This is a genomic window from Streptomyces stelliscabiei, assembly GCF_014873495.1.
Taxonomy (GTDB): Bacteria; Actinomycetota; Actinomycetes; order Streptomycetales; family Streptomycetaceae; genus Streptomyces; species Streptomyces bottropensis.
Genome location: NZ_JADBGF010000001.1, coordinates 7,074,098 through 7,095,031 on the forward strand (window position 1 = coordinate 7,074,098; position 20,934 = coordinate 7,095,031).

Annotated in this window: 21 protein-coding genes; 8 read left to right on the plus strand and 13 right to left on the minus strand. The window is 73.0% G+C overall.

The genetic code is table 11. The annotated features are described in order from the left end of the window. The first annotated feature begins 46 nt into the window (after window positions 1–46). Window positions 47–547 (plus strand): MarR family winged helix-turn-helix transcriptional regulator, encoded by a 501-nt coding sequence (locus H4687_RS31540; protein WP_046915836.1) that lies wholly within the window; start codon window positions 47–49, stop codon window positions 545–547. A 15-nt stretch (window positions 548–562) separates the two neighbouring features. On the opposite strand, the gene H4687_RS31545 is transcribed toward H4687_RS31540, so the two are convergent. Continuing rightward, the gene (locus tag H4687_RS31545) at window positions 563–1,348 is read right to left on the minus strand and encodes a protein phosphatase 2C domain-containing protein (protein ID WP_046915837.1); all 786 of its coding nucleotides are present in this window, start codon (window positions 1,346–1,348) and stop codon (window positions 563–565) included. Window positions 1,349–1,725: 377 nt separating this feature from the next. On the opposite strand from H4687_RS31545, the gene H4687_RS31550 reads away from it, so the two are divergent. The 5 genes from H4687_RS31550 (at window position 1,726) to H4687_RS31570 (ending at window position 7,766) form a co-directional block, all read left to right on the plus strand. Beyond that, the gene (locus H4687_RS31550; RefSeq protein WP_046915838.1) at window positions 1,726–4,593 is read left to right on the plus strand and encodes a sensor histidine kinase; all 2,868 of its coding nucleotides are present in this window, start codon (window positions 1,726–1,728) and stop codon (window positions 4,591–4,593) included. Further along, the gene (locus H4687_RS31555; protein ID WP_046915839.1) at window positions 4,590–5,093 is read left to right on the plus strand and encodes a roadblock/LC7 domain-containing protein; all 504 of its coding nucleotides are present in this window, start codon (window positions 4,590–4,592) and stop codon (window positions 5,091–5,093) included. The genes H4687_RS31550 and H4687_RS31555 overlap by 4 nt, the downstream gene beginning before the upstream one ends. Then, entirely contained in the window at window positions 5,090–5,632 is a 543-nt protein-coding gene (locus tag H4687_RS31560) for a DUF742 domain-containing protein (RefSeq protein WP_046915840.1), read from the plus strand. The genes H4687_RS31555 and H4687_RS31560 overlap by 4 nt, the downstream gene beginning before the upstream one ends. Window positions 5,633–5,897: 265 nt before the next feature. Next, window positions 5,898–6,473 (plus strand): GTP-binding protein, encoded by a 576-nt coding sequence (locus H4687_RS31565; RefSeq protein ID WP_202499809.1) that lies wholly within the window; start codon window positions 5,898–5,900, stop codon window positions 6,471–6,473. A 57-nt stretch (window positions 6,474–6,530) separates the two neighbouring features. Next, window positions 6,531–7,766, plus strand: a complete 1,236-nt coding sequence (locus H4687_RS31570) for a styrene monooxygenase/indole monooxygenase family protein (RefSeq protein WP_046915842.1) — start codon at window positions 6,531–6,533, stop codon at window positions 7,764–7,766. On the opposite strand, the gene H4687_RS31575 is transcribed toward H4687_RS31570, so the two are convergent. From H4687_RS31575 to H4687_RS31590, 4 genes are all read right to left on the minus strand, one after another. After that, window positions 7,739–8,407: a coiled-coil domain-containing protein gene (locus tag H4687_RS31575; protein ID WP_046915843.1), complete on the minus strand. Its 669-nt coding sequence runs from the start codon at window positions 8,405–8,407 to the stop codon at window positions 7,739–7,741. The two genes, H4687_RS31570 and H4687_RS31575, sit on opposite strands and share 28 nt — an antisense overlap. A gap of 102 nt (window positions 8,408–8,509) precedes the next feature. Then, the gene (locus tag H4687_RS31580) at window positions 8,510–8,827 is read right to left on the minus strand and encodes a hypothetical protein (RefSeq protein ID WP_046915844.1); all 318 of its coding nucleotides are present in this window, start codon (window positions 8,825–8,827) and stop codon (window positions 8,510–8,512) included. Between the two features lie 10 nt (window positions 8,828–8,837). After that, window positions 8,838–9,563 (minus strand): TetR/AcrR family transcriptional regulator, encoded by a 726-nt coding sequence (locus H4687_RS31585; protein WP_046915845.1) that lies wholly within the window; start codon window positions 9,561–9,563, stop codon window positions 8,838–8,840. 402 nt (window positions 9,564–9,965) lie between these two features. Further along, window positions 9,966–10,922: an AurF N-oxygenase family protein gene (locus H4687_RS31590; RefSeq protein ID WP_050399630.1), complete on the minus strand. Its 957-nt coding sequence runs from the start codon at window positions 10,920–10,922 to the stop codon at window positions 9,966–9,968. 171 nt (window positions 10,923–11,093) lie between these two features. On the opposite strand from H4687_RS31590, the gene H4687_RS31595 reads away from it, so the two are divergent. Then, entirely contained in the window at window positions 11,094–11,918 is an 825-nt protein-coding gene (locus tag H4687_RS31595; protein WP_225968034.1) for a hypothetical protein, read from the plus strand. Here the strand turns inward: H4687_RS31595 and H4687_RS31600 are convergent. The 7 genes from H4687_RS31600 to H4687_RS31630 form a co-directional block, all read right to left on the minus strand. After that, window positions 11,911–12,417: a DUF3291 domain-containing protein gene (locus H4687_RS31600; protein WP_046914469.1), complete on the minus strand. Its 507-nt coding sequence runs from the start codon at window positions 12,415–12,417 to the stop codon at window positions 11,911–11,913. The two genes, H4687_RS31595 and H4687_RS31600, sit on opposite strands and share 8 nt — an antisense overlap. Before the next feature lie 85 nt (window positions 12,418–12,502). After that, window positions 12,503–13,966: a penicillin-binding transpeptidase domain-containing protein gene (locus H4687_RS31605; RefSeq protein ID WP_046914468.1), complete on the minus strand. Its 1,464-nt coding sequence runs from the start codon at window positions 13,964–13,966 to the stop codon at window positions 12,503–12,505. Further along, complete coding sequence (locus H4687_RS31610; RefSeq protein WP_046914467.1) at window positions 13,963–15,378, minus strand: FtsW/RodA/SpoVE family cell cycle protein; 1,416 nt, start codon at window positions 15,376–15,378, stop codon at window positions 13,963–13,965. Before H4687_RS31610 ends, H4687_RS31605 begins: the two co-directional genes overlap by 4 nt. 43 nt (window positions 15,379–15,421) lie before the next feature. Beyond that, window positions 15,422–15,778, minus strand: a complete 357-nt coding sequence (locus H4687_RS31615) for an SH3 domain-containing protein (protein ID WP_046914466.1) — start codon at window positions 15,776–15,778, stop codon at window positions 15,422–15,424. A gap of 454 nt (window positions 15,779–16,232) precedes the next feature. Further along, window positions 16,233–17,543: a sensor histidine kinase gene (locus H4687_RS31620; RefSeq protein ID WP_046914465.1), complete on the minus strand. Its 1,311-nt coding sequence runs from the start codon at window positions 17,541–17,543 to the stop codon at window positions 16,233–16,235. Continuing rightward, window positions 17,540–18,292, minus strand: coding sequence for a hypothetical protein (locus H4687_RS31625; protein ID WP_046914464.1), 753 nt, complete (start codon window positions 18,290–18,292; stop codon window positions 17,540–17,542). Before H4687_RS31625 ends, H4687_RS31620 begins: the two co-directional genes overlap by 4 nt. 71 nt (window positions 18,293–18,363) lie before the next feature. Continuing rightward, window positions 18,364–18,885, minus strand: a complete 522-nt coding sequence (locus H4687_RS31630) for a protein-tyrosine phosphatase family protein (RefSeq protein ID WP_225966891.1) — start codon at window positions 18,883–18,885, stop codon at window positions 18,364–18,366. A gap of 104 nt (window positions 18,886–18,989) precedes the next feature. Between H4687_RS31630 and H4687_RS31635 the strand changes: the two genes are divergently transcribed. Then, on the plus strand, window positions 18,990–19,793 hold the full coding sequence (locus H4687_RS31635) for a nuclease-related domain-containing protein (RefSeq protein ID WP_050399634.1): 804 nt from the start codon (window positions 18,990–18,992) through the stop codon (window positions 19,791–19,793). A 90-nt stretch (window positions 19,794–19,883) separates the two neighbouring features. Here H4687_RS31635 and ligD read toward each other — a convergent pair whose 3' ends face one another. After that, window positions 19,884–20,765: a non-homologous end-joining DNA ligase gene (gene ligD, locus H4687_RS31640; protein ID WP_046920259.1), complete on the minus strand. Its 882-nt coding sequence runs from the start codon at window positions 20,763–20,765 to the stop codon at window positions 19,884–19,886. Between the last annotated feature and the right edge of the window lie 169 nt (window positions 20,766–20,934).

Below are 20,934 nucleotides of genomic sequence, written 5' to 3' on the forward strand. Positions count from 1 at the left end.
AAGGCGGCCCTCGCAGGTACCCGGAATCAGAATCAGGAGCACCCACGTGCACGACGTAGGCGGAAACGGCGACGGCGGCGACGGCAGTGTCGGTGCCGACCTGCCGGCGAGCGGCATGGACCAGGCGTTCCTGGCGCTGGAACGGGAGCTGACGGTCCTGCTGCGGCGCGCCCGCGCCAAGTCCGGGGAGATGGCCCGTGCCGTCCACCCCGACCTGGAGTCCGCCGCCTACGGCCTCCTCGCCCGCCTCGACGAGACCGGCCGCCTGCGTGCCACCGAACTCGCCGCCTACATCGGCGTCGGCAAGGCCACCATGTCCCGTCAGCTCCGTGCCCTGGAGCACCTCGGCCTCATCGCCCGCGAGCCCGACCCCGCCGACGGCCGCGCCTGGCTCGTCCACCTCACGGAGGAGGGCCGGGCCCGCTTCCGGGCGGTCCGGGACGCCCGCCGGGTCGCGTACGTACGGCAGCTCGCGGGCTGGGACCGGGACGAGGTGGCCCAACTGGCGCATCTGCTGCACCAGTTGAACCGCGGAGTGGAGAGCTGAGCGGCGCGGCGCCCCTCACTCCCGCACGAAGACCACGCTCGCGTCGTCGTGCCGCTTGCCCCGGCCCAGGAACTCGCGTTCCGCGTCGGTGGTCTCCAGCTCCCGCACCCGCTGCACCAGGCCGTGCGCCCCGGTCTTGCGGACGAGGGTGAGGCAGGCCGTCCAGTCGCCCTCGCGGAACGTCTCCACCCACCGGCTCGCGCCGTCCGTCATCGCCAGGAGCGAACGGACCTCCTCGCGGGGCAGGGTTCCCGTCACCGCCCGTGCCGCCACGGCCGGGTCGGCGGCCGCCGTCCAGAAGCCGCCCTCCCTGTTGCGCACGGTCGAGTCGACGATCGCGGCCGAGGCCAGGGCGGCCCGGGGCAGTCGGGACAGACGGTCGTCCAGGACGGCCGTCACCGTGCCGTCCGGCCGTTCGAGCAGCAGGGCGGAGTCCGACAGCACCAGGTACTCCACGGCCGTCGGCGACCAGCGGGCGAGGGTCACTGTGGCCTGTGGGGTTCGTGGGTGAGAAAGGTCACAGGTTCGGACGTGGGCCCGGGCGGTACGGGAAATGGCCTGTGAGAGCACGTCGGGCAAGGGTGAATCCCGTTCCGAAACGGACAGTTCGGTCAGGGTGCCGCCGAGGCGGGAAGTGAACCATGCGACCGAATGTCGACAGCCGTAGCCGTCGGGCGGCGGAGTCACGCCGTCGAGGACGACGAGGGCGCCGCCCTGTCCCCCCGCGGGCAGGGCCACCGACGCGAAGTCCTCGTTGGGGCGGAGCGGGTCGCCGGGCTCCGAGACCAGTTCGGTGCGCATTCGGCCAGTCTGCACGAGCCCGCCACAGGATCCGCGACAGGCCGACGACGGCCGCCGTACGGTCCCGACCCTCCTGAAGGGCCGCCGGGTTTGGCATGGAATGATCGTGAGCGGTGAAGCGCGGCGGCGAATACTGTCAAAGCGCGTCGCCGACGTCCAACCGGCCCGACGCGCGGGGCCTTCCCGCGAGCCGGAGGAACTTGCCCGCCAACTCCCCGGGGATGTTCACTCCTTCGGGTGGCGGGACTGATGATGCGGGACCGCTGCCCACCGGCACTGGGAGGGTCGGGAGCCGTACCGGGGGGACGGCCGTATTCGACGAGTTGACGGATCGTCACCCGGGCCCATGGGTACACGAGTCAGGAATGCGAGCACCGGTGCAGAAGACGCGGCCTCGGCGCGCAGACAAGCAGGCAGCTTCGAAGGCCTCCGCGGCCTCCCCGAACCAGCAGGGGACGGCGCAGGCCCCGGCCGTCGGCACCGGGCGGAAGGCGCACGTACGCAACCGGCTCATCGTCGCCGTGGCAGTCGTGGCCGCCGCCATAGCGGGTGCCGGGGCACCGTCGATCCTCGCCGCCTCGGAGCAACTGCGCGACACCCAGAGCCTGGTCACGCTCGCCGGGCAGACCCAGGAGACGCTCACCCTCGCGCACGCGCTCGCCGACGAGCGGGACGAGGTCACCGCCTACATCGCCGCCGGGCGGCCCGGTTCGGCCGCGCCCAGCAAGCAGCGCAGCGACCGCGTCGACACCCAGGTCGCGGAACTGAGCGCGGACCCCGGCACCTCCGCCGCGATGCGGAGGACCGTCGAGACCGCCGAGTCCATCGCCGGTGTACGGCAGGCGGCACTCACCGGGAAGAGCAGCGCCCTCGAAGCGCACACGGCGTACACCGCCGTCGTCACCGAACTCCACGCCCTCGCCGAGGAGCTGGCCGAGCGGCTGCCGCCCCGCGCCGGCGGCGGCGCCCACGCGCTCGCCGAACTCGACACCGCCGTCCAGCAGGCCGCCGCCGCCCGCGGGCTGCTCGTCGCCGCGCTCAGCGTCCCGACGACCACCCGGACCGTCGTCGACCCCGTCACCGGGCTGCCCACCACCACGACCGGCACCTCGGGCGCCGACGCCAAGCAGCGCGACGCCCTCACCGTCGCCGCCCAGCAGGCCCGCGTGCGCTCCGACGCCGCCCTCGCCGACTTCCGCGAGACGGCGCCCGCCACCGGCCGCTCCTCGTACGACGCCACGGTCACCGGCCCCGAGGCCGGTACCGCCGACACGTACCTGGCCGACCTCACCGACCAGCCCACGCTCTCCGACAGCGAGGCCGGCACCAGCGCCAAGAAGGTCGACGCCGCGCTCTCCGCCCGCGTGGACCTGATGCGCGGCGCCGAGTCCTCCCTGTACGACCGGCGCACCAAGGACCTCGCCCGGCTGCGTGACGAGGACGTCACCGCGCTGGAGATCCGGGTCGCCGTGCTCGGCGCCCTGATGCTCCTCGCCGTCGGCGTCGCCACCGGCATGGCCCGCTCCCTCACCCGCCCGCTCGCGGTGCTGCGCATCGGCTCCGCCCGCGTCGCCGGCGACCCGGCCACCGAGGAACCGGTCAAGTTCACCGGCCGCAACGACGAGTTCGCCCAGGTCGTACGCTCGGTCAACACGCTCCACGCGCACGCCCTCGCCCTGCACGAGCGCCTCGCGCCCCTGGAGGGCGACCGCAAGCACCTCATCGGCCAGCGCCAGACGATGGCCGACGACCGGGACCGGCTGCGCGCCGAACTCGCCGACGCCACCGCGTATCTGACGAAGGTGCAGCACAGCGTCCACGCGACCTTCGTGAACCTCGCGCTGCGCACCCTCGGCCTGGTCGAGCGGCAGCTGGCCGTCATCGAGTCGCTGGAGGAGCGCGAGCAGGACCCCGACCGGCTCGCCACACTGTTCCGGCTCGACCACTTCGCGACCGTCATGCGCCGCCACAGCGAGAACCTCCTCGTCCTGGCCGGCCACGAGCACATCCAGCACCACGCCGGACCCGTCCCGCTCGTCGACGTCGTCCGGGCCGCGGTCAGCGAGATCGAGCGCTACGAACGCGTCCGCATCGCCGCGCTGCCGCCCGGCGCGCACGTCGCCGGGTTCGCCGCCGACGACCTCAGCCACCTGCTCGCCGAACTCCTGGAGAACGGCACGTCGTTCTCGCCGCCGGAGATGTCCGTCGAGGTCTCGGGCCGGCTGCTGGACAGCGGCGAGATCGCCCTCTCCGTCCAGGACGGCGGCATCGGCGTCGCCCCCGACCGGCTCGACCGGCTCAACGCCCGCCTCACCGACTTCGACCCCGAGGCGCCCTACGAGCAGGAGGACGGTCAGGGCCTCGGCCTCGGCCTGTACGTCGTCGCCCGCCTCGCCCACCGGCTCGGCACCCCCGTGCGGCTCCAGCCGCACGGCTCGGGCGGCACCGCCGCGGTCGTCGTCCTGCCCAAGGCGCTGCTGGCCCCCACGCCCGCCGTGCCCGTGGGAAGCCCGGTCTCGATCACGCCCTCGCTCTCCCTGCCGGGCGCCGACGCCGAGGCCAACTCCCATGTCCTGCCCGGCCGTTCCGTCGCCGTCCGTGAACCGGAAGGCGCGGGAGACCCGCTCATCGAGGCGGCCGAGCGGGCACTGCTGGCGAGGGAGGCCGTGGGGACGGCCGCCGACGCCGCCGAGGCCACCGGGAACGTCGTACCGGAAGACGACGAACCCGGGGCCGACCCCGCGAGCGGGGCCGAGTCCGTGTCCGAGACGACGATGGAGCTCTTCGCTCCGGTGGCCCCGGGGAAGGGCACCGGCGAGGAGAGCGACGCGAGCGTCGCCGCCGACGACACCGACGCCGACGATCCGGACACGATCGAACCCGACACCCACGAACGTGCCGCCGACGAAGGGAACACGGCGCGCACGGCGGAGGTGTCACGGGCCGGGACGGAGGGGCCACGGGACGAGGAGACCCCGCGCCTCACCGACAAGGGGCTGCCCAAGCGCACGCCCCGGATCACCGCGCCCACCCCGACGGCGCCCCGGCCCCGCGCCGGGGGCGTGAACGCCGAGGAACTGCGCCGTCGGCTGGGCGGGTTCCACCAGGGGGCCAAGGAGGGGCGCCGCGACGTCGAGGCGGAGATCGCCGAGCAGTCGGGCGAGACACGGATCCCCGTGGCGCACGAGTACCGGACAGAGGCAGTTGACACCACGGGGGGCACTTCCGAGGAGGAAAGCAGTTGACCGCGCCCATGACCTTCGGACTGAGCAGTGAAGCCCGCAACCTGCACTGGCTCCTGACCAACCTCGTCGAGGAGGTGCCGGGACTGCTGTCGGTCGCGGTGGTCTCCTCCGACGGCCTGCTGCTGCTCTCCTCCGACCCCGGCAGAAACGCCGAGGCCCGCCAGGTCCGCGAGGAGCGGCCCCAGGGTCCCCGGGGCTCCGCCGCCGACCTGGCCACCATCGTCTCCGGCATCGGCAGCCTCACCATCGGCGCCGCCAAGCTGATGGAGTCCGGCGGGGTCAAGCAGACGATGGTCGCGATGGAGGCGGGCAGCCTCTTCGTGATGTCGATCAGCGACGGCTCGCTGCTCGGCGTGCACGGTGCCCCCGACTGCGACATGAGCGTGGTGGCGTACCACATGGCGCTCTTCGTCGGCCGCGCCGGACACGTCCTCACCCCGGAACTCCGCAGCGAACTCCGCAAGTCCCTGGAGGCCGAGGCGGCCGGGAGCCCCCGATGAACAGCGGCCAGAGCCAGAGCCCGGGGCACGGGCGGAAGCGGAAGAACAAGGCACGCGCCCATGAGCCCGGCCAGGCCAAGCGGCCGGTTCTGCCGAAGGCCGGCGCGACGAGGCAGTCCGTGAAGCTCCCGGTGCGCGGCGGTGACCGTAAACCCGCTCGCGTACGCCCCTACTCGCTCACCGGCGGCCGTACCCGCTTCGGGCACGTCCTGCTCGTGGAGACGTTCGTCGCGGTTCTCGAAGCCCCGGCCGAGCGACGGGAGTTGCCTGGGGGCACCGCCCACATGTTGAGTAGTGGGGGAGGGTCAACCCACTCCAAGGTGATGCCCGAGATGCGGGCCATCGTCGAACTCTGCCGCCGTATGCGGACAGTGGCGGAGATCTCCGCGCTGCTGAAGATGCCGCTCGGTGTGGTCCGCGTCCTCCTCAGCGATCTCGCGGACCAGGGAAAGATCCGTGTGTACGGAACAGGTCACGGACCGGGACAGCCGGACCGCGCTCTGCTGGAAAGGGTGCTGAGTGGACTCCGCCGTCTCTGACGCCGCCTCGGCCGGCGTCACCTCCGACGCCCCGGCCGGCGTCACCCCGGGCGTCGACGACGACGCCCCCCGCGTCGAGGTCGACGCGAACGCTCCCCGCCTCGACGAGGACACCGTGCGCGCCGGGCTCGGCGCACCCGGCGTCGACGTGGGCGTGCCCCCGCCCGGGGGCTACGCCCGCGCCGCCTCCCGCGGACCCGACCGGCTCGCCGACACCGCGGCGGCCGGGCCCGGGGCGGAGCCCGAGGAGGAGCCCGAGGAGGAGCTGAAACCCTGGCAGTCCGACCTCAGCCGGGCCCCCATCGCCACGAAGATCGTGGTGGCGGGCGGCTTCGGCGTCGGCAAGACCACCTTCGTCGGCGCGGTCTCCGAGATCACCCCGCTGCGGACCGAGGCGCTCATGACCGAGGCCAGCGCCGGTACGGACGACCTCTCCGCGACCCCGGACAAGCTCACCACCACGGTGGCCATGGACTACGGCCGCATCACCCTCGACGACGACCTCGTCCTGTACCTGTTCGGCACGCCCGGCCAGGAGCGGTTCTGGTTCATGTGGGACGACATGGTGCGCGGCGCGATCGGCGCCGTCGTCCTCGCCGACACCCGCCGCCTCGACGACTGCTTCCCCGCGCTCGACTACTTCGAGAGCTGCGGACTGCCGTACGTCGTCGCGGTCAACGCGTTCGACGGCAGCGTGCGCTACGAACCCGAGGACGTCCGGGACGCGTTGACCGTACCCGCGCACGTACCTGTCATGATCATGGACGCACGCAAGCGGGCCTCGGCGATGGAGACCCTGCTGGCGCTGTGCGGGCACGCGATATCCCTCAGCCCCGAGTAGTCCCTCCCCCGCGGGAGGCACACGGGACGCCACGGACGAACCAGGAGACCTGTCCGGATGCGGAAGATTCTCGTCGTCGGAGCAGGCCAGTCCGGGCTGCACCTGGCCCTCGGACTCCAGTCGCACGGGTACGAGGTCACACTGATGTCCAATCGGACCCCCGACGAGATACGCGCCGGCCGGATCATGTCCACCCAGTGCATGTTCGACTCGGCGCTGCGCCACGAGCGCGACCTCGACCTGAACTTCTGGGAGTCGCAGGCTCCGAGGATCGAGGGCGTCGGCGTCTCCGTCGCCGGACCGGACGGGGAGCGCGCCGTCGACTGGGTCGGCCGGCTGCGGGGATACGCGCAGGCCGTCGACCAGCGGGTCAAGATGGCCGGCTGGCTGGAGACGTTCGCCCGGCGCGGCGGTCAGCTGGTCGTCCACGGCGCCGCGGTCTCCGACCTCGACTGGTTCTCCCGCGCCTACGACCTCGTGCTCGTCACCGCGGGCAAGGGCGAGCTGGTGCGGATGTTCCCCCGTGACGCCGCCCGCTCGCCCCACACCGAGCCGCAGCGCGCGCTCGCCGCCGTGTACGTGCACGGCCTCGGCCCCCGTCCTGAGCACCCGGAGTTCGACGCGGCCCGCTGCAACCTGGTGCCCGGTCTCGGCGAACTCATCGTCCAGCCGGTCCTCACCACCTCCGGCCGCGCCGACGCCCTGTTCTGGCTGGGCCTGCCCGGCGGCCCGCTCGACGTCTTCGACGGCGTCCGCGGCGCCGAGGAGCAGCTCGCCCTGACCCTGGACCTCATGAAGCGCTACGTCCCCTGGGAGTACGCGCGCGCCGCCGGGGCCGAGGTGACCGACGCGGGAGCGGCGCTGACCGGCCGCTACACCCCCGTGGTCCGGCACCCCGTCGCGGAACTCCCCGGCGGCGGTCTGGTCCTGGGCGCCGGGGACGTCGTCGTGGCCAACGATCCGCTGACCGGGCAGGGCGCGAACTCGGCGACCAAGTGCGCGGCCGTCTACCTCGCGGCGATCCTCGACCACGGGGACGGGGACTTCGACGAGGCGTGGATGCGGCGGACGTTCGCACGGTTCTGGCAGGTCGCGGGGCCCGTCACCAAGTGGACCAACACGATGCTGGCACCGCCGGCCGAGCATGTGCGCGGGCTGGTGGGGGCGGCCGAGGCGCTGCCGGTGGTGGCGGATCGTTTTGCCAATGGGTTCGACGATCCTGCGGATTTCGAGGGCTACTTCTACGAGGCGGAGAAGACGCGGGCCTACCTCGCGGAGGTCGCCGGTTCGTAGGCGCGGTTCCCCTCCGACTTCCTGATGCCCGCCAGCTGTTCCGGGGTCAACGAGGCGAGGAGCCGCTCGATCTCGGACAGGCGGTCGCGGGCGGTGTCGTGTTCGCGTCGGCGGCGCTCGGCGAGCGTGAGCTGACGGTCCAGGGCCACCCGGGCCCTGCGGGCGAGGGCGTCGGTGTCCTGTTCGTCGCCGACCAGCCGTTCGACCGTGTCGGCGCGGTCCCGGGCGACCTGTCCGATCACATGACCCTGCTCCAGGGCCCGGTGCGGGTCATCGGTCATCAGCAGCCGTACGTACGGGGAGAGCGCGGTGCTGCTGTTCTGGTACTGCTGCCGGGCCAGCCGGCCGGCCGCGCCCCGGCTGTCGTGCAGGGAGAGGCGGGCCGTCACGAGCCGCCGGTCGAGGCCCGCCACGACGGCCCGCTGCTTCGTCAGCTCGCGGTCGGTCGCGGTGTACGCCTCGGTGGCCCTTACGGTCTCGTGGTGCAGACGCCGGAGATCGGTGAGGAGGTCGGCGACCGGGCGTTCGCCGGGGGGTTCCGCCGCCGCCACGAGCGGTGCATGGGCCGCGGTGAGGAGGGCGCCGGTCGTGAGCGCCGTCACCGTCGCCGTACCGAACAGGCGCAGCAGCCTTCCTGACATGTCATCACCTCCCGTGCGCAGGTGGGCCGTCCACCTCGCACCGGCAGGATGGGAGGAGCCGGGGGAGGGCGCGCGCCGGGTGGACCGTTCGGCGCGCGGGTGTCACTCGTCGGTGGGGCGCGGCCGCGCGGGCGGCGTGGCGGATTGCCCGGCGGCCGAGGAGCCCGGCTTGGACCAGGGCCACCTCGGGCGGCGGCTCGGGTCCGCGTCCGGGGCGTACTCGTACTTCCACAGCTGGTGCATGAAGCCGCCCCGGCCGGCGTCGACCCGGCGGTAGACGAGCACGGTCGGTGGACCGCCCGCCGTGCCCGGGACCGGGACCCGGTACGTCTTCGGGGGGTGGCCGGTGATGCCGAGCAGCACGGGCAGGACGCGCCCGTCGAGGGGGCCGCCCACGAAGGGGGTGTCTTGGCTCTTCACCGGACCAGTGTCACAGCAGGTGCCCGGCGTCGGCGACGACGGGCAGGACGCGGCGGGCCAGTGTGCCGACGGCGCCGGCGGAGGTCTCGACGGTCAGGGCCCGCCGTACGGCGGCGGCGGTCTGGGGGTCGCGGCCGGCGGTCGCGGTCAGGCAGGCGACGAACTGCTCGACGAGCCAGTCGCGGAGTTCGCCGACGTCCGGCTGCTTGCCCTCGTCGAGCCAGATGAGGGAGGCGGCCTCCACGGAGGTGATCCACATCCGGACGGTCATCCGCAGCCGCAGGCCCGGTTCGGCCACGTCCAGGTGCCGCAGGATGTGGTCGGCGGCGGCCCGCCGGACCCCGTCCACGATGGCCGTGGCCCGGGAGGTCTCCACGACGCTGCCGCCCTGGAGGAGGGCGCTGAAACCGGTGCCGTGCTCGTCCACGAAGGTCAGGTAGCGGTCGAGGGCGCGGGCCAGGCGGCTGGTGAGGGGGCCCTCGGCGGGCTCGTCGAAGCAGTGCTCCAGCTCCTCGGCGGCCGAGCGCAGGGCCGCCTCGTAGAGCTGCTGCTTGCCGCCGGGGAAGTAGCGGTAGACGAGGGGGCGGGAGACGCCGGCCGCCTCCGCCACGTCGTCGAGGGAGACGTCCTCCGGCGCGTTGTGCGCGAACAGCTCCAGTGCGGCGTCCAGCAGCTGACTGCGCCGCTCTTCCACGCTGAGCCGGCGGTACGCGCGGGTGGGGGCCTCGGACGTCATACCTCGCAGAGTAGTCGTGCCCGGGGGCACGCCGCCCTCTTCGCGTCAGGGGGCGGGACCCCGGGTGTGCCTACGGGTGCGGGCCGGGTGGGGCTTCTCGCGCAGTTCCCCGCGCCTCTGAAGGACCAGGCACTGAGGGCCTGGAGCCGCGGTGCCGGGGGTATGGGGGCGGGTGCGGGTCCGGTGGGGCTTTTCGCGCAGTTCCCCGCGCCCCTGAAGACCAGGCCCTGCGGGCCTGGAGGCCGAAGTGCCCGGAGGCGACGGGATCACGGGTTCGGCCGAAAAGCACGGGGCGCAGCCCCGGCTTTTCGGGGGCGCGGGAACGGCGCGAGAAGCCCCACCGGGCCTGCACACACCCATGTGCCGAACCCCCACCACCCCGTCGCGACCGGAGCCGCACCGCTACGCCAGCAGTCCCGACGACCTCCACATCCGCCGCCCCACCCCCTGCAGAACCCCGATGTCGTCCAGGAAGTCCGTCAACCGCTTCGCCCCGGTCTGCATGATGTCCCGCCGATGCGCACTCGCCCGCACCTGCGCGACGGCCACCCGCCGGTCGAGGCCGACGTTCGTGTAGACCTCGGGGTTGATGAACGCCACCGCGAAGACGCGGGCGAACTCCCCGGAGGTGACCCGCGTGAAGCTCCGGGACAGTCGCGGAGCGGTCACCATCTGGCGCCGCAGCTCCTCGCGGGCGTACCGCACGTGCCGGGCCTCCTCGACGACATGGATCCGGGTGACGCCCCGGACGAGCGGCTGGACCCGCTCGTCCGGGAAGGTCAGCCGCTGCATCCAGTCGAGGATCTCCTCACCGAGGAGGGTGGAGGTGAAGGACCCGGGGGTCGTCGAGATCGTCTTGAAGAGGCGGCCCAGATTGTGGTGCAGCCGGCTCACCGGGTAGTACGGGGTGTCCCCCTTGCTGATCAGCCGGGCGAACATCTTCGAGTGCCGGCACTCGTCCTCGATCTCCGTCAGCGCGTAGCGGACGTGCGCACTCGTCGCGGCCTTGTCGTAGATGTGCCGCACGAGCAGCTGCATGAGGATGATCTCGAACCAGATGCCGAGGGAGGCCAGCGCCGCCGCCTCGTGCTGGGACAGCGCGATCCGCTGCTCCTGCGACATCTTCCGCCACATCGGCGTCCCGTACAGGGACACCAGCTCCGGCGGCCAGAACCACTTCCCCTCCTCGAAGGGGGCGTCCCAGTCCAGCTCCTTGTCCGGGTCGAAGGAGTGCTTCGCGGAGGACACGAGCAGCCGCTCGGCCACCTGTTCCCGGTCCTTGAGGAGCCCGAGCGCGTCGCGCAGCACCTCCGCCTCCGACACCGGGTTCGTCGTGTTCACCGAGGGCACCGTGGTCATGGCTGTCGCAGCTCCTCGTACGGAAGTTCGTACCGTTACCGGCGGTCATCGCTTATGAGACTACTTGTCAGCAAGGCCGTCAATCCTTTGCGCGCCACTTGTCGACGACCGACGGACCGATCGGCCGGTTCCCCGCCATGACGGCCCGTGCAGTAGCGTGCTGGCGTGTCCATGCCTCCACCGCAGCACCAGCCCCAGCCCTACGGCCGGCAGCCCCAGCCGTACGGTCAGCAGCCGCAGCCAGGCCCGTACGGCCAGCAGCCGTACCCGTCGCAGCCGCAGCCGTACGGCCAGCAGCCCTACCCGCCGCAGCAGCCCGGCCCGCCGCCCCCCGGCGGCTGGCAGCCCCCGCCGCCGCCCAAGAGCCGCGTGGGTCTGATCCTCGGGATCGTCGGCGGGGTCGTCGCGCTCGTGGTGGTCGCCGCGGTGGGGCTGTGGGTCGTCGGGACGCAGAGCACGAGCGGATTCCCGGAGGCCGAGTACAGGCTGACGCTGCCCGACACCGTGCTGGACGACGAGTACAAGCTCGCCCAGGACCTGTCCGACACCTCGGGGCAGCAGGTGGCCGAGGAGGCGGAGGGTGCCTGGGACGCCCGGGACGTCAAGGCCGCCGTCGGGCAGTACACCTCGGCGGACGGGGCCCAGGGCGCCCTGGTCGTCTCGGGCATGTACGGCAGGTTCAAGAACACCGACGCCGCCCGCGACAACATGCTGAAGGGCGCGGCCGAGGTCGACTCGATCACGGTCGTCGTACCGCCGAAGGACTACACCCCCGGTGACGGTGACCTCACCATCAGCTGCCAGGTCGTCACCCAGAAGCAGGCCGGCAGCGAGATCACGTACCCGATGTGCGCCTGGGCCGACGGCAACACCGGGGCGTCCATCGCGGAACTCGGCGCGTCGAGCGTCGGGCAGGACCCCTCGAAGGTGGACGTGAAGGCCTTCGCGGAGCGGACCCTGGAGGTCCGCTCCGAGATCCGGCAGCGGATCAGCTGACGGCGGCGTCCGGCACGACCGGCACGTCCGGCACGTCCGCCACGACCGGTCCCGCCGGGAACGACGTGCGCAGCGTGAAGGCGTAGGGCGTAGGACCGTGGGTGCGCAGGTGGAGGAGCCGTTCCTCCGCCTCGGCCACGGTGGGGCGGTGACCGGCCGGCACCCACCACAGGGTGGCCATCGCCTCGGCCACCTGCTCGAAGAACTCCCGCCTGCGGGCCAGCAGTTCCCGGTGCTGCCCCTGGTACATGAAGGCGGTCAGGGCGTCGGTGTCCCGCCACACCGACATGTTGATGATCAGCCACTCGTCGCCGAGGACGGGCACGTCCGTGGCGTTGCCGGAGTCGCTCTGCAGACGCCAGACGAAGCCGGCGGAGGAGTCGGCGACCGCGTTCACGGGATCGAGCCCGTCAACGAAGTCCTTCAACCGCGGTGAGTCCAGCGGGGCTTTGAGACGGGCGATGTTGACCTGGGCGAGTTCGTACGGGGCGGTCGTCATGGCCGCACGATAGGTCGGGGCCGCTCGGGGATCACACCCCTTATCTCACCTGGTGGTCGCGCGGGGAGGCCACCGTGTGCCCCCGTCAGCCGGAGGCCCCGAGCACCGCCCGCATCACCTCCCGCGCGATCGGCGCCGCGTCCCCGCCCCCGCTGATCTCCCCCCGTACCGCCTCCGCGTCCTCCACCACCACCGCCACGGCCACCTCGGGTTCGAGCGCGTCGTCGGACTGGGCCCAGCCGATGAACCAGGCGAAGGGGGTGCCGGAGTTGCCGATGCCGTGCTGGGCGGTGCCGGTCTTGCCCCCGACGGTGGCATGGCGCAGGGCGGCGTTGGCGCCGGTGCCGTCCTCGACGACGCCCCGCATGAGGTCACGCAGCTGCCGCGCGGTGGCCGGGTCCATGGCCCGACGCAGGGTGCGCGTGCCCGAGCCGGCGACCGTGCGGCCGTCGGCCGTGGTGGTGCGTTCGACGAGGTACGGCGCCCGCACCGAACCCCCGTTGGCGACGGCCGCCGTGACGAGCGCCATCTGCAGGGGCGTGGCCCGGGTGTCGTACTGGCCGATGGAGGAGAGCGCGAGCTGCGCCCGGTCCATCTCGGTGTCGAAGGTGCTGGGCGCCACCCGGAACGGGATGCGCAGGCCCGCGCCGTCGAAGCCGAAGGCGCGCGCCGTGTCCGTCATGGCGCCGAGGCCGACGTCCACGCCCAGCTTCGCGAAGACCGTGTTGCAGGACCACTCGAAGGCATAGCGCAGGGAGGCGTTCTCGCACCCCTCGACCTCGTTGGACAGGGACGTCGTGGTGCCCGGCAGGGTGTACGGGGCGGGGGAGCGTGTGGGGGCGTCCACGTCCCCGACCACCCCGGCGTCCAGCGCGGCGGCGGCCGTCACCACCTTGAACGTCGAACCCGGCGGATAGGTCTGCCGCACCGCCCGGTTGAGCATCGGTCTGCTCGCGTCCGCGTTCAGCCGGGCCCACGCCTCGGTCACCTCGGGGCCGTTGCCGGAGAGCACCCCGGGGTCGTACGACGGGCGTGAGACCAGCGCCAGGACGCGCCCGGTGGCCGGTTCGAGCGCGGCGACCGCTCCCCGGCGGGCGCCGAGCCCGAGGTACGCCGCCCGCTGGGCGCCGTCCTGGAGGGTGGTGACGACCTCGCCGCCGGCGTTCCGGTCGCGGGTGAGGTCGTTCCACAGGGGGAGGAAGGACAGCAGCGGGTCGCTGCCGTCGAGGAGGGAGTCCTCCGCGTTCTCCAGGAAGGTCGTGCCGTACACCTGGGAGGCGAAGCCCGTGACCGGCGCGTACAACGGGCCGTCCCGGTAGGTCCGTTCGAAGCGGAGCTGTTCGCCGGTGTCCGTCGAGCCGGTGACCGGGCGCCCCTCGACCACGATGTCCCCGCGCGGCTGGCCCCAACGGGCGATCACCGGGCGGCGGTTGGCGGGACTGTCGTCGTAGGCCCGGGACTGCAGGACCTGGACGCGGGTGGCGTTGACGAGGAGCGCGACCAGCAGCAGGGCGCAGAGGGCGGCGGCGCGGCGGATGTACTTGGTCATGTGCCCCGGACCTCCGGGCCGGTGCGGGGGTTCTGGGGGAGGGTTCCGGGGTCGTCCTGCCTCCTGGCCGAGTCGCTCAGCCGGATCAGCAGGGCCACGATGATCCAGTTGGTGACGACGGAGGAGCCGCCCTGGGCGAGGAAGGGCATCGGCATACCGGTCAGGGGGATGAGGCCGGTGACACCGCCCGCGATCACGAAGACCTGGAGGGCGATGATCGAGGCGAGGCCGGTGGCCAGGAGACGGCCGAAGGGGTCGCGCAGGGCGAGGCCGGTGCGGAAGCCGCGCTCCACCAGCAGGGCGTAGAGCAGGAAGATCGCGGCGAGGCCGGCCAGGCCCAGCTCCTCGCCCGCGGTGGCCAGGATGAAGTCCGACTTGACGGCGAAGCCGATCAGGACGGAGTGGCCGAGTCCGAGGCCGGTGCCGAGCAGGCCGCCGGCGGCGAACGAGAAGAGGGACTGGGCGAGTTGGTTGGGGCCCCGGCCCGCCTCGATCGAGGCGAAGGGGTGCAGCCAGTCCTCGACGCGGCTGTGCACGTGCGGTTCGAGCCAGCCGACGGCCACGGCGCCCACACACGCCAGCAGCAGCCCCACCGCGATCCAGCCGGTGCGGCCCGTGGCGACGTAGAGCATGATCACGAACAGTCCGAAGAACAGCAGTGAGGTGCCCAGGTCCCGTTCGAGGACCAGTACACCGACGCTCAGCAGCCAGATGGTGACGATCGGGCCGAGCACGCGCCCGGTGGGCAGCTGGAGGCGCTTGAACCGCCAGATCTGACGCCCGGCGTACGCAAGCGCGTTGCGGTTCGCCGCGAGATAGCTGGCGAAGAACAGCGCGAGCAGCACCTTCGCGAACTCGCCCGGCTGGAGGGAGAACCCGGCGAGCCGCACCCAGATCCGGGCCCCGTTGACCGGCGGGAACAGGATCGGCAGCGCCAGCAGGGCCAGCGCGGCCACCACCGAGACGTACGCGTACCGCTGCAGCACCCGGTGGTCGCGCAGCAGGGTCACCACCGTGAGGAACAGCGCCACCCCGAGCGTCGACCAGTTCAGCTGCGCGGGCGCCGCGTGGTCGGCCGGGGTCTCCAGGTCGAGCCGGTGGATCAGCACCAGGCCCAGGCCGTTGAGGAGCACCGCGATCGGCAGCAGCAGCGGATCGGCGTACGGCGCCCGCAGCCGGACCACCAGATGGGCCAGCAGCGCGAGCACGCCGAGCCCGGCGCCGTAGTCGGTGGCGCCGGGCGGGACGGTGCCGTTCTTCGCCAGACCGACAGCGCAGTAGCCGTACACGGAGAGCAGGACGGCCACCACGGTGAGGGTGAACTCGACGCCTCGGCGCCGGAGCGGGCGTGCGGCGGGCGGGGACGGGTCCGAGGGACCCGCCGCCAGGGTCGTTCCGGCCTTGGTGGTCATGCCCGGAACTTACCCAAAGGGGATGCCTTGCGGGTCTTGTCGCTCAGGCGCACGTGCGTGGCGTTCTGAAGGCGTCGATGTAGCGGGCCGACCCCCAGGCCCAGGTGCCGTCGACGAGCAGGTACCACTGCCTGTTGCCGTTGACGGTCTGCCCGTCGGCCCGGCAGTAGATCTTGACGATCTCCCCGTAGGGCGCGACCCGGACGACCGCGCCGCCGCGGGTCGGCGCGCTGCGCAGGATCAGACCGGTACGGGCGACGACCTCGCCCTTGACGATCTGCTTGCTCTTCCGGGGGTCCTCCTGTCCGGCGCCCACGGCGGGGGTCGTGGCCGCGAACGCCACGAGGGCGCCACCGGCAGCCGCTATACCGAACCGCATGAGCAGAATCCGCAGGGACATCTGACGCTCCTCCAGGAAAAATGGGGGTGAAGCTGACTATTCGCCACGTTAGGAGGAGGGAGGGTGGGGCGCCTTCTGCGATGGTCCATCAGGGCGGGCCCGGCTTCCGGGGCGCGGCAGCCCGGCCTTCAGGGGCGCGGGGGAACTGCTCCGCCAGCCCCTACCGACCCGTCCACCAGCCCCTACCGACCCGCAGCCGACACCGAACGCTCTTGCCGGCCAGGAACGCTCATGTCGACCGACACCGTGCGCCCTTGTCGACCGACACCGTGCGCCCTTGTCGACCGACACCGTGCGCCCTTGTCGACCGACACCGTGCGCCCTTGTCGACCGACACCGTGCGCCCTTGCCGGCCGACACCGTGCGCCCTTGTCGGCCGACACCGTGCGCCCTTGCCGGCCGACGACGAAGGCCCTTGCGTGCGGACCCAGGTGGCTTCGTCGCGCGGGTGCGATCAGTCCCCGCCGACCGGCAGCCGCAGAACGGCCGACGCGCCCCCGCCCTCCGCGTTCTCGAACGCCAGCCGCGCCCCCAGCACCTCCGCCTGCCCCACCGCGATCGTCAGCCCCAGCCCATGTCCCTTGCGGGAACCCTCCGTACGGAACCGCTGCGGCCCCTCCGCCATCAGGTACTCCGGAAACCCGCCGCCGTGGTCCCGCACGGTCACCACCGCCTCCTCGGCCGTCGCCTCCACGGTCAGCACCACCGGAGGCCGCCCGTGCTTGTGCGCGTTGGCCACCAGGTTCCCGAGCACCCGCTCCAGGCGCCGCCGGTCCGTCTCCACGCACGCGTCCGCGACGACCCGCACCACCGTCTCGCCGCTCGCGTGCGCGGCCACCCGCTCCGCCAGCCCCCCGAGCCGGATCGCGTCGGGGTCCAGCCGCTCGCCGCCCGCGTCCAGCCGTGAGATCTCCAGCAGATCCTCGGTCAGCGTCCGCAACGCGGCGACCCGGTTCCGCACCAGTTCCGTCGGCCGCCCCGGCGGCAGCAGTTCGGCCGCCGCGTGCAGCCCGGTCAGCGGTGTCCGCAGCTCGTGCGCGACGTCCGCGGTGAACCGCTGTTCACCGATCAGCTTGCGCTGCAGCGTGGACGCCATCGTGTCGAGCGCGGCGGCCACCGCGGCCACCTCGTCGCGGTACCGCGCCGGGTCCGTCGTGCGGGGGTCGCCGACCCGCGCGTCGAGGTCGCCCGCGCTGATCCGCCGGGCCACCTGCGAGGTCGTCCGCAGCCGCCGGGTCACCCCGGTGACGCCGATCGCGCCCACGATCAGCGTCACTCCGATCGCCAGCGCCGAGGAACCCAGGATGGCCCGGTCGAGGTTCTCGATCGTGGTCGCGCTCTGCGCGTAGTCGATCCGCACGGCGAGGGCGCGGCCGTCGGCGGGGGCGGCCGCCCACATCGCGGGGTATCCGCCCGCGACCCCGACCATCGTGCCGCGCCGCCCGCTCATCGCCAGCTCGCGCAGCGACCCCGGCAGCTCCGGCGCGTCGATGCCGGCCTCCGGCGGCAGCCGGTTCCCGGCCTCGTACGCCCGCGCAGCCTCGTCGAGCCGGTCCAGCGCCCGGGAGCGGGCGTCGCTCACGGTCCGGTCGGTGACGGAGACATGCACGAGGGCGCCGAGCAGCGCGGCCAGCCCGCAGCACATGACGGTGATGGAGGCCAGCGCCTTCCAGGTGAGCGAGGACGTCCAGCGGCGCAGGCCGAACCGTTTCCGCGCGGTCTTCGCCGCGGTCCTCGCCGCGCTCTCGCGCTGCACCGTGCTCATCGTGGGCCGCCGGACGACGAGGGCCGGGGCGTGGCGGCCGACGTCGTCCCGCCGCCGGGGGACGGGCGCGCCGATCTGCCCACGCGCAGGATCTCGTCGCGGGTGAGGAGCATCGCCAACTGGTCCTCGTCCCAGGTCCACTGGGTGCGGTACTCGTAGCCGACGATCGCCGCGGGCGAGCGGATGATCACGGTCCGGCCCGCCAGCTCGACCGCGAGCACCGCGTCGTCACTGGCCAGCACCTGCACCAGCCGGTCCGTCCGGACGGTGTACATCCGCACCGCCGTCTGATTGCCGGGCAGCAGCCGGAAGCCGAGCACCATGTCCTCGCGCCCGTCGCCGGTGAGGTCCCGGTAGTAGGCGTCGAGCACCGGGCACCGGGAGCGCTCCGCGCCCCCGCCGCAGTCCGCCATGCGCGCGGTCGTGCCGGCGTAGACCGCGTCGGACCCGGAGTACATCTCGGGATGCGCGGCGATCTCGGCGCGTACGACCGCGACCGGGTCCACCTGGCGGATGTTCCCGCCGGGAGCCTTGACGCCCTTGACGACCTCCGTCTCGGCCTCGCCGTAGTCGTAGGCGGGGGAGGAGGCGGGCGGTTCCCCGGGCCACAGCCGGGTCGGCCCGCTCGCGGTGGCCGTCGCGCCCGCGCTCACCAGGCCACCGGAGTCGCCACAGGCAGCCAGGAGCAGGCCGGCGGCCAGGGCGAGCGAGGCGCCGGCGACCGCACGCGCGGGGCGGCTGGGGAACACGGGACTCCTGAGGGTGTCGATTCGGTCCAGTACACCCTATTCGTGCGGAAGTACCGCACCCGCCCGCCCCGCTACTCGGCCAGTTCCTCCAGCTCCTCCAGGAACCGGACGGTCGCCAGCCCCGTGCGCAGATACTCCACGAACAGCTCGTTGTGCAGCGCCCACGGTGAACGGCGGGTACGGATCAGCCGGATCGCCTCCTCGGCGGAGTGTCCGTCGCGGATCAGCGCGTGCGCCACCACCAGACCCGACCGGTTGTACCCGCTGTAGCAGCGGACGAGGACCCGCTTGCCGTCCTCCAGCGCGTCGCACGCCGCCTGCCCCAGCCGCATCACACCCGCCAGCTGCGTACCGTCCAGCGGCCCGTCCGGGATCGGCCACACATGGTGCTCGACGCCGTCGTCCGGCCCGTACCCCGGCAGCCGCAGCAGGGTCAGCACCAGATCGAACTCGTCGCGTACGACCGCGAACTCGATGTCCCCGGTGCCGGTCCGCCCCGCGAACTCGTGCCCGCCCATCCACAGACCGGGCACGATCTCGCTCCACGGTTCGCCCGGAGCCGGCACGTCGGGTTGCTTCCTGCGCGTCCGCAACGGCGCCTCCCCAAGCCCCTGACGACAGGTCGTCACCCCAAAGGTAACCGGGTTCTTGCCGATGGAGCACCCCGCCTGTTCCCATGGTCGTGGGGTGATGGTGCATGAGCGGACTGCGCGTCGTACCGACCTGGCGGCACGGACAGCGACGCCTGTACGTGTGCCGGACCGACGGGAGGAACGTCGCCTGGTACGACCGTGAGACGGGCCGGGTGAACCTCCTCAGCGAGGAGCTGAGGCAGGACGTGCTGGCCGTGCTCGCCCCCTTCGTCACCGGCCCGGTCGCCGTCGGCCCGCCGCCCGTCCCCACCCCCGCCGAACTGGCCCGGCTGAGCCTCCACCCGGACGACGACCTCGCCCCCAACCGCCCCGGCGAGGCGCTGCTGATCGCCCTCGACCGTGCCCCCGGACCACCGCGTCGGCTGCGCCCGGACCCGCGCCGCCGCGCCCTGGCCGCCGAGCGGACGGTCGGTGACGCCCTGGACCGGCTGGAGGGTGCGGGCTGGCACACCCTGCACTCCGTGCCGCTGCCCGGCGGCGACCGCATCCACCATCTGCTGATCGGCCCCGGGGGCCTGTTCTGCGTCAGGTCCCTGCCCGCCCGCAGGCAGCGCGTCGTCGTCACCGACCCGATGGTCGCCGTCGGCCGCCACGAACCCCGCGCCCTGCTGCGCGCGCTCCGCGCCGACGCCGACCGCGCCTCCTACGCCCTCACCGCCGAGGTCCGTCCCGTCCTGGCCCTCGCCGAACCCGCCGGCCTCGACATCACCACGCCCCCGCGCGAGGTCCGCGTCCTGTGCGACACGGACCTCGCCGAACTCGCGCGCACGGGCGGGCTGCTCAAGCCGGCCGACGTGGAGGGCCTGCACGCGATGGCCCGGGACCGGCGGACGTGGACCCGCGTGTAGACCGTCACGGCGCAGCCACGGTATGGACCGCCATGGTGCGGACCGCCATGGTGCGGACCGCCATGGTGCGGACCGCCGCGGTGCGGACCGTCACGGCAGGGAGTGCGCGGCCTCCGGGTCGAGGAGCGGCGCCAGCAGGTCGCCGTGCTCCCGGAGGCGGGGGGCGATGTCCGGGGCGCGGAACACCAGCTGCGCGGGTGAGACGCACTCCTCGACCTCGGCCCAGGTCACCGGGGCGGAGACGGTCGGCTCGGCGCGGGCGCGCAGCGTGTAGGGCGCGGCCGTGGTCTTGCGGGCGGCGTTCTGGCTCCAGTCGACGAAGACCTTGCCGGGGCGCAGGCTGCGGTTCATCCGGTGGACGACCTGGCGGGGCAGCGCCGTCTCGGCCTCGACGGCGAGTTCCTTCGCGTACTCCGACACCCGCTCCGAGGACGCCCCGCGCACCGCCGCCAGCAGATGCAGTCCCTTCGACCCGGACGTCTTCACGTACGCCTCGATCCCGTCCGCCGCGAGCCGCTCCCGCAGCCAGCGGGCGACCTCGCAGCACTCGACGATCGTCGCGGGCGCCCCCGGGTCCAGGTCGAAGACCAGCCGGTCCGCCTCGTCGGAGGAGTCGACGGTCCACTGCGGTGTGTGGAACTCGGCGACCTGGTTCGACGCCCACATCAGGCTCGCCAGGTCCTGCACCAGCACCATCCGGGCCGGGCCCTCCATCCGCCGCACCTCGGCGGTGGTGACCCAGTCGGGCGTGCCCGGGGGCACGTTCTTGGTGAAGAAGACCTGTCCCCCCGGCCCGTCCGGGTAACGGAGGAACGAGACCGGCCGGTCACGCAGATGCGGCAGCAGGGCGTCCGCGGCCGTGGCGTAGTAGTGCAGCAACTCACCCTTGGTGAATCCCGTCGCCGGGTGGAGCACCTTCTCCAGATTGGAGAGGACGACCCTGCGGCCCTCCACCTCGGTGATCGGTGTCATGGCAACAAGAATCCCATGATTCGGGGGCAGAACGGTCACGACGTCCGGGGGTGAGCGATGAGGGGCACGCCGGGCGCCCGCGCGGGGGTCGGGGACCCGCACGGCCGTCCGCCTGCGGGGTGTGGGGGGTGTCCGGGGTGTGCGTGTGCGGGGGGTGATCGCGTACGCG

Excerpts from the sequence above, each read along its gene's own strand:
- H4687_RS31545 (WP_046915837.1), bottom strand. The coding sequence starts at position 1,348 with ATGCGCACCGAACTGGTCTCGGAGCCCGGCGACCCGCTCCGCCCCAAC.
- H4687_RS31560 (WP_046915840.1), top strand. The coding sequence starts at position 5,090 with ATGAACAGCGGCCAGAGCCAGAGCCCGGGGCACGGGCGGAAGCGGAAG.
- H4687_RS31570 (WP_046915842.1), top strand. The coding sequence starts at position 6,531 with ATGCGGAAGATTCTCGTCGTCGGAGCAGGCCAGTCCGGGCTGCACCTG.
- H4687_RS31575 (WP_046915843.1), bottom strand. The coding sequence starts at position 8,407 with ATGTCAGGAAGGCTGCTGCGCCTGTTCGGTACGGCGACGGTGACGGCG.
- H4687_RS31585 (WP_046915845.1), bottom strand. The coding sequence starts at position 9,563 with ATGACGTCCGAGGCCCCCACCCGCGCGTACCGCCGGCTCAGCGTGGAA.
- H4687_RS31590 (WP_050399630.1), bottom strand. The coding sequence starts at position 10,922 with ATGACCACGGTGCCCTCGGTGAACACGACGAACCCGGTGTCGGAGGCG.
- H4687_RS31595 (WP_225968034.1), top strand. The coding sequence starts at position 11,094 with ATGCCTCCACCGCAGCACCAGCCCCAGCCCTACGGCCGGCAGCCCCAG.
- H4687_RS31600 (WP_046914469.1), bottom strand. The coding sequence starts at position 12,417 with ATGACGACCGCCCCGTACGAACTCGCCCAGGTCAACATCGCCCGTCTC.
- H4687_RS31605 (WP_046914468.1), bottom strand. The coding sequence starts at position 13,966 with ATGACCAAGTACATCCGCCGCGCCGCCGCCCTCTGCGCCCTGCTGCTG.
- H4687_RS31610 (WP_046914467.1), bottom strand. The coding sequence starts at position 15,378 with ATGACCACCAAGGCCGGAACGACCCTGGCGGCGGGTCCCTCGGACCCG.
- H4687_RS31615 (WP_046914466.1), bottom strand. The coding sequence starts at position 15,778 with ATGTCCCTGCGGATTCTGCTCATGCGGTTCGGTATAGCGGCTGCCGGT.
- H4687_RS31620 (WP_046914465.1), bottom strand. The coding sequence starts at position 17,543 with ATGAGCACGGTGCAGCGCGAGAGCGCGGCGAGGACCGCGGCGAAGACC.
- H4687_RS31635 (WP_050399634.1), top strand. The coding sequence starts at position 18,990 with ATGAGCGGACTGCGCGTCGTACCGACCTGGCGGCACGGACAGCGACGC.
- ligD (WP_046920259.1), bottom strand. The coding sequence starts at position 20,765 with ATGACACCGATCACCGAGGTGGAGGGCCGCAGGGTCGTCCTCTCCAAT.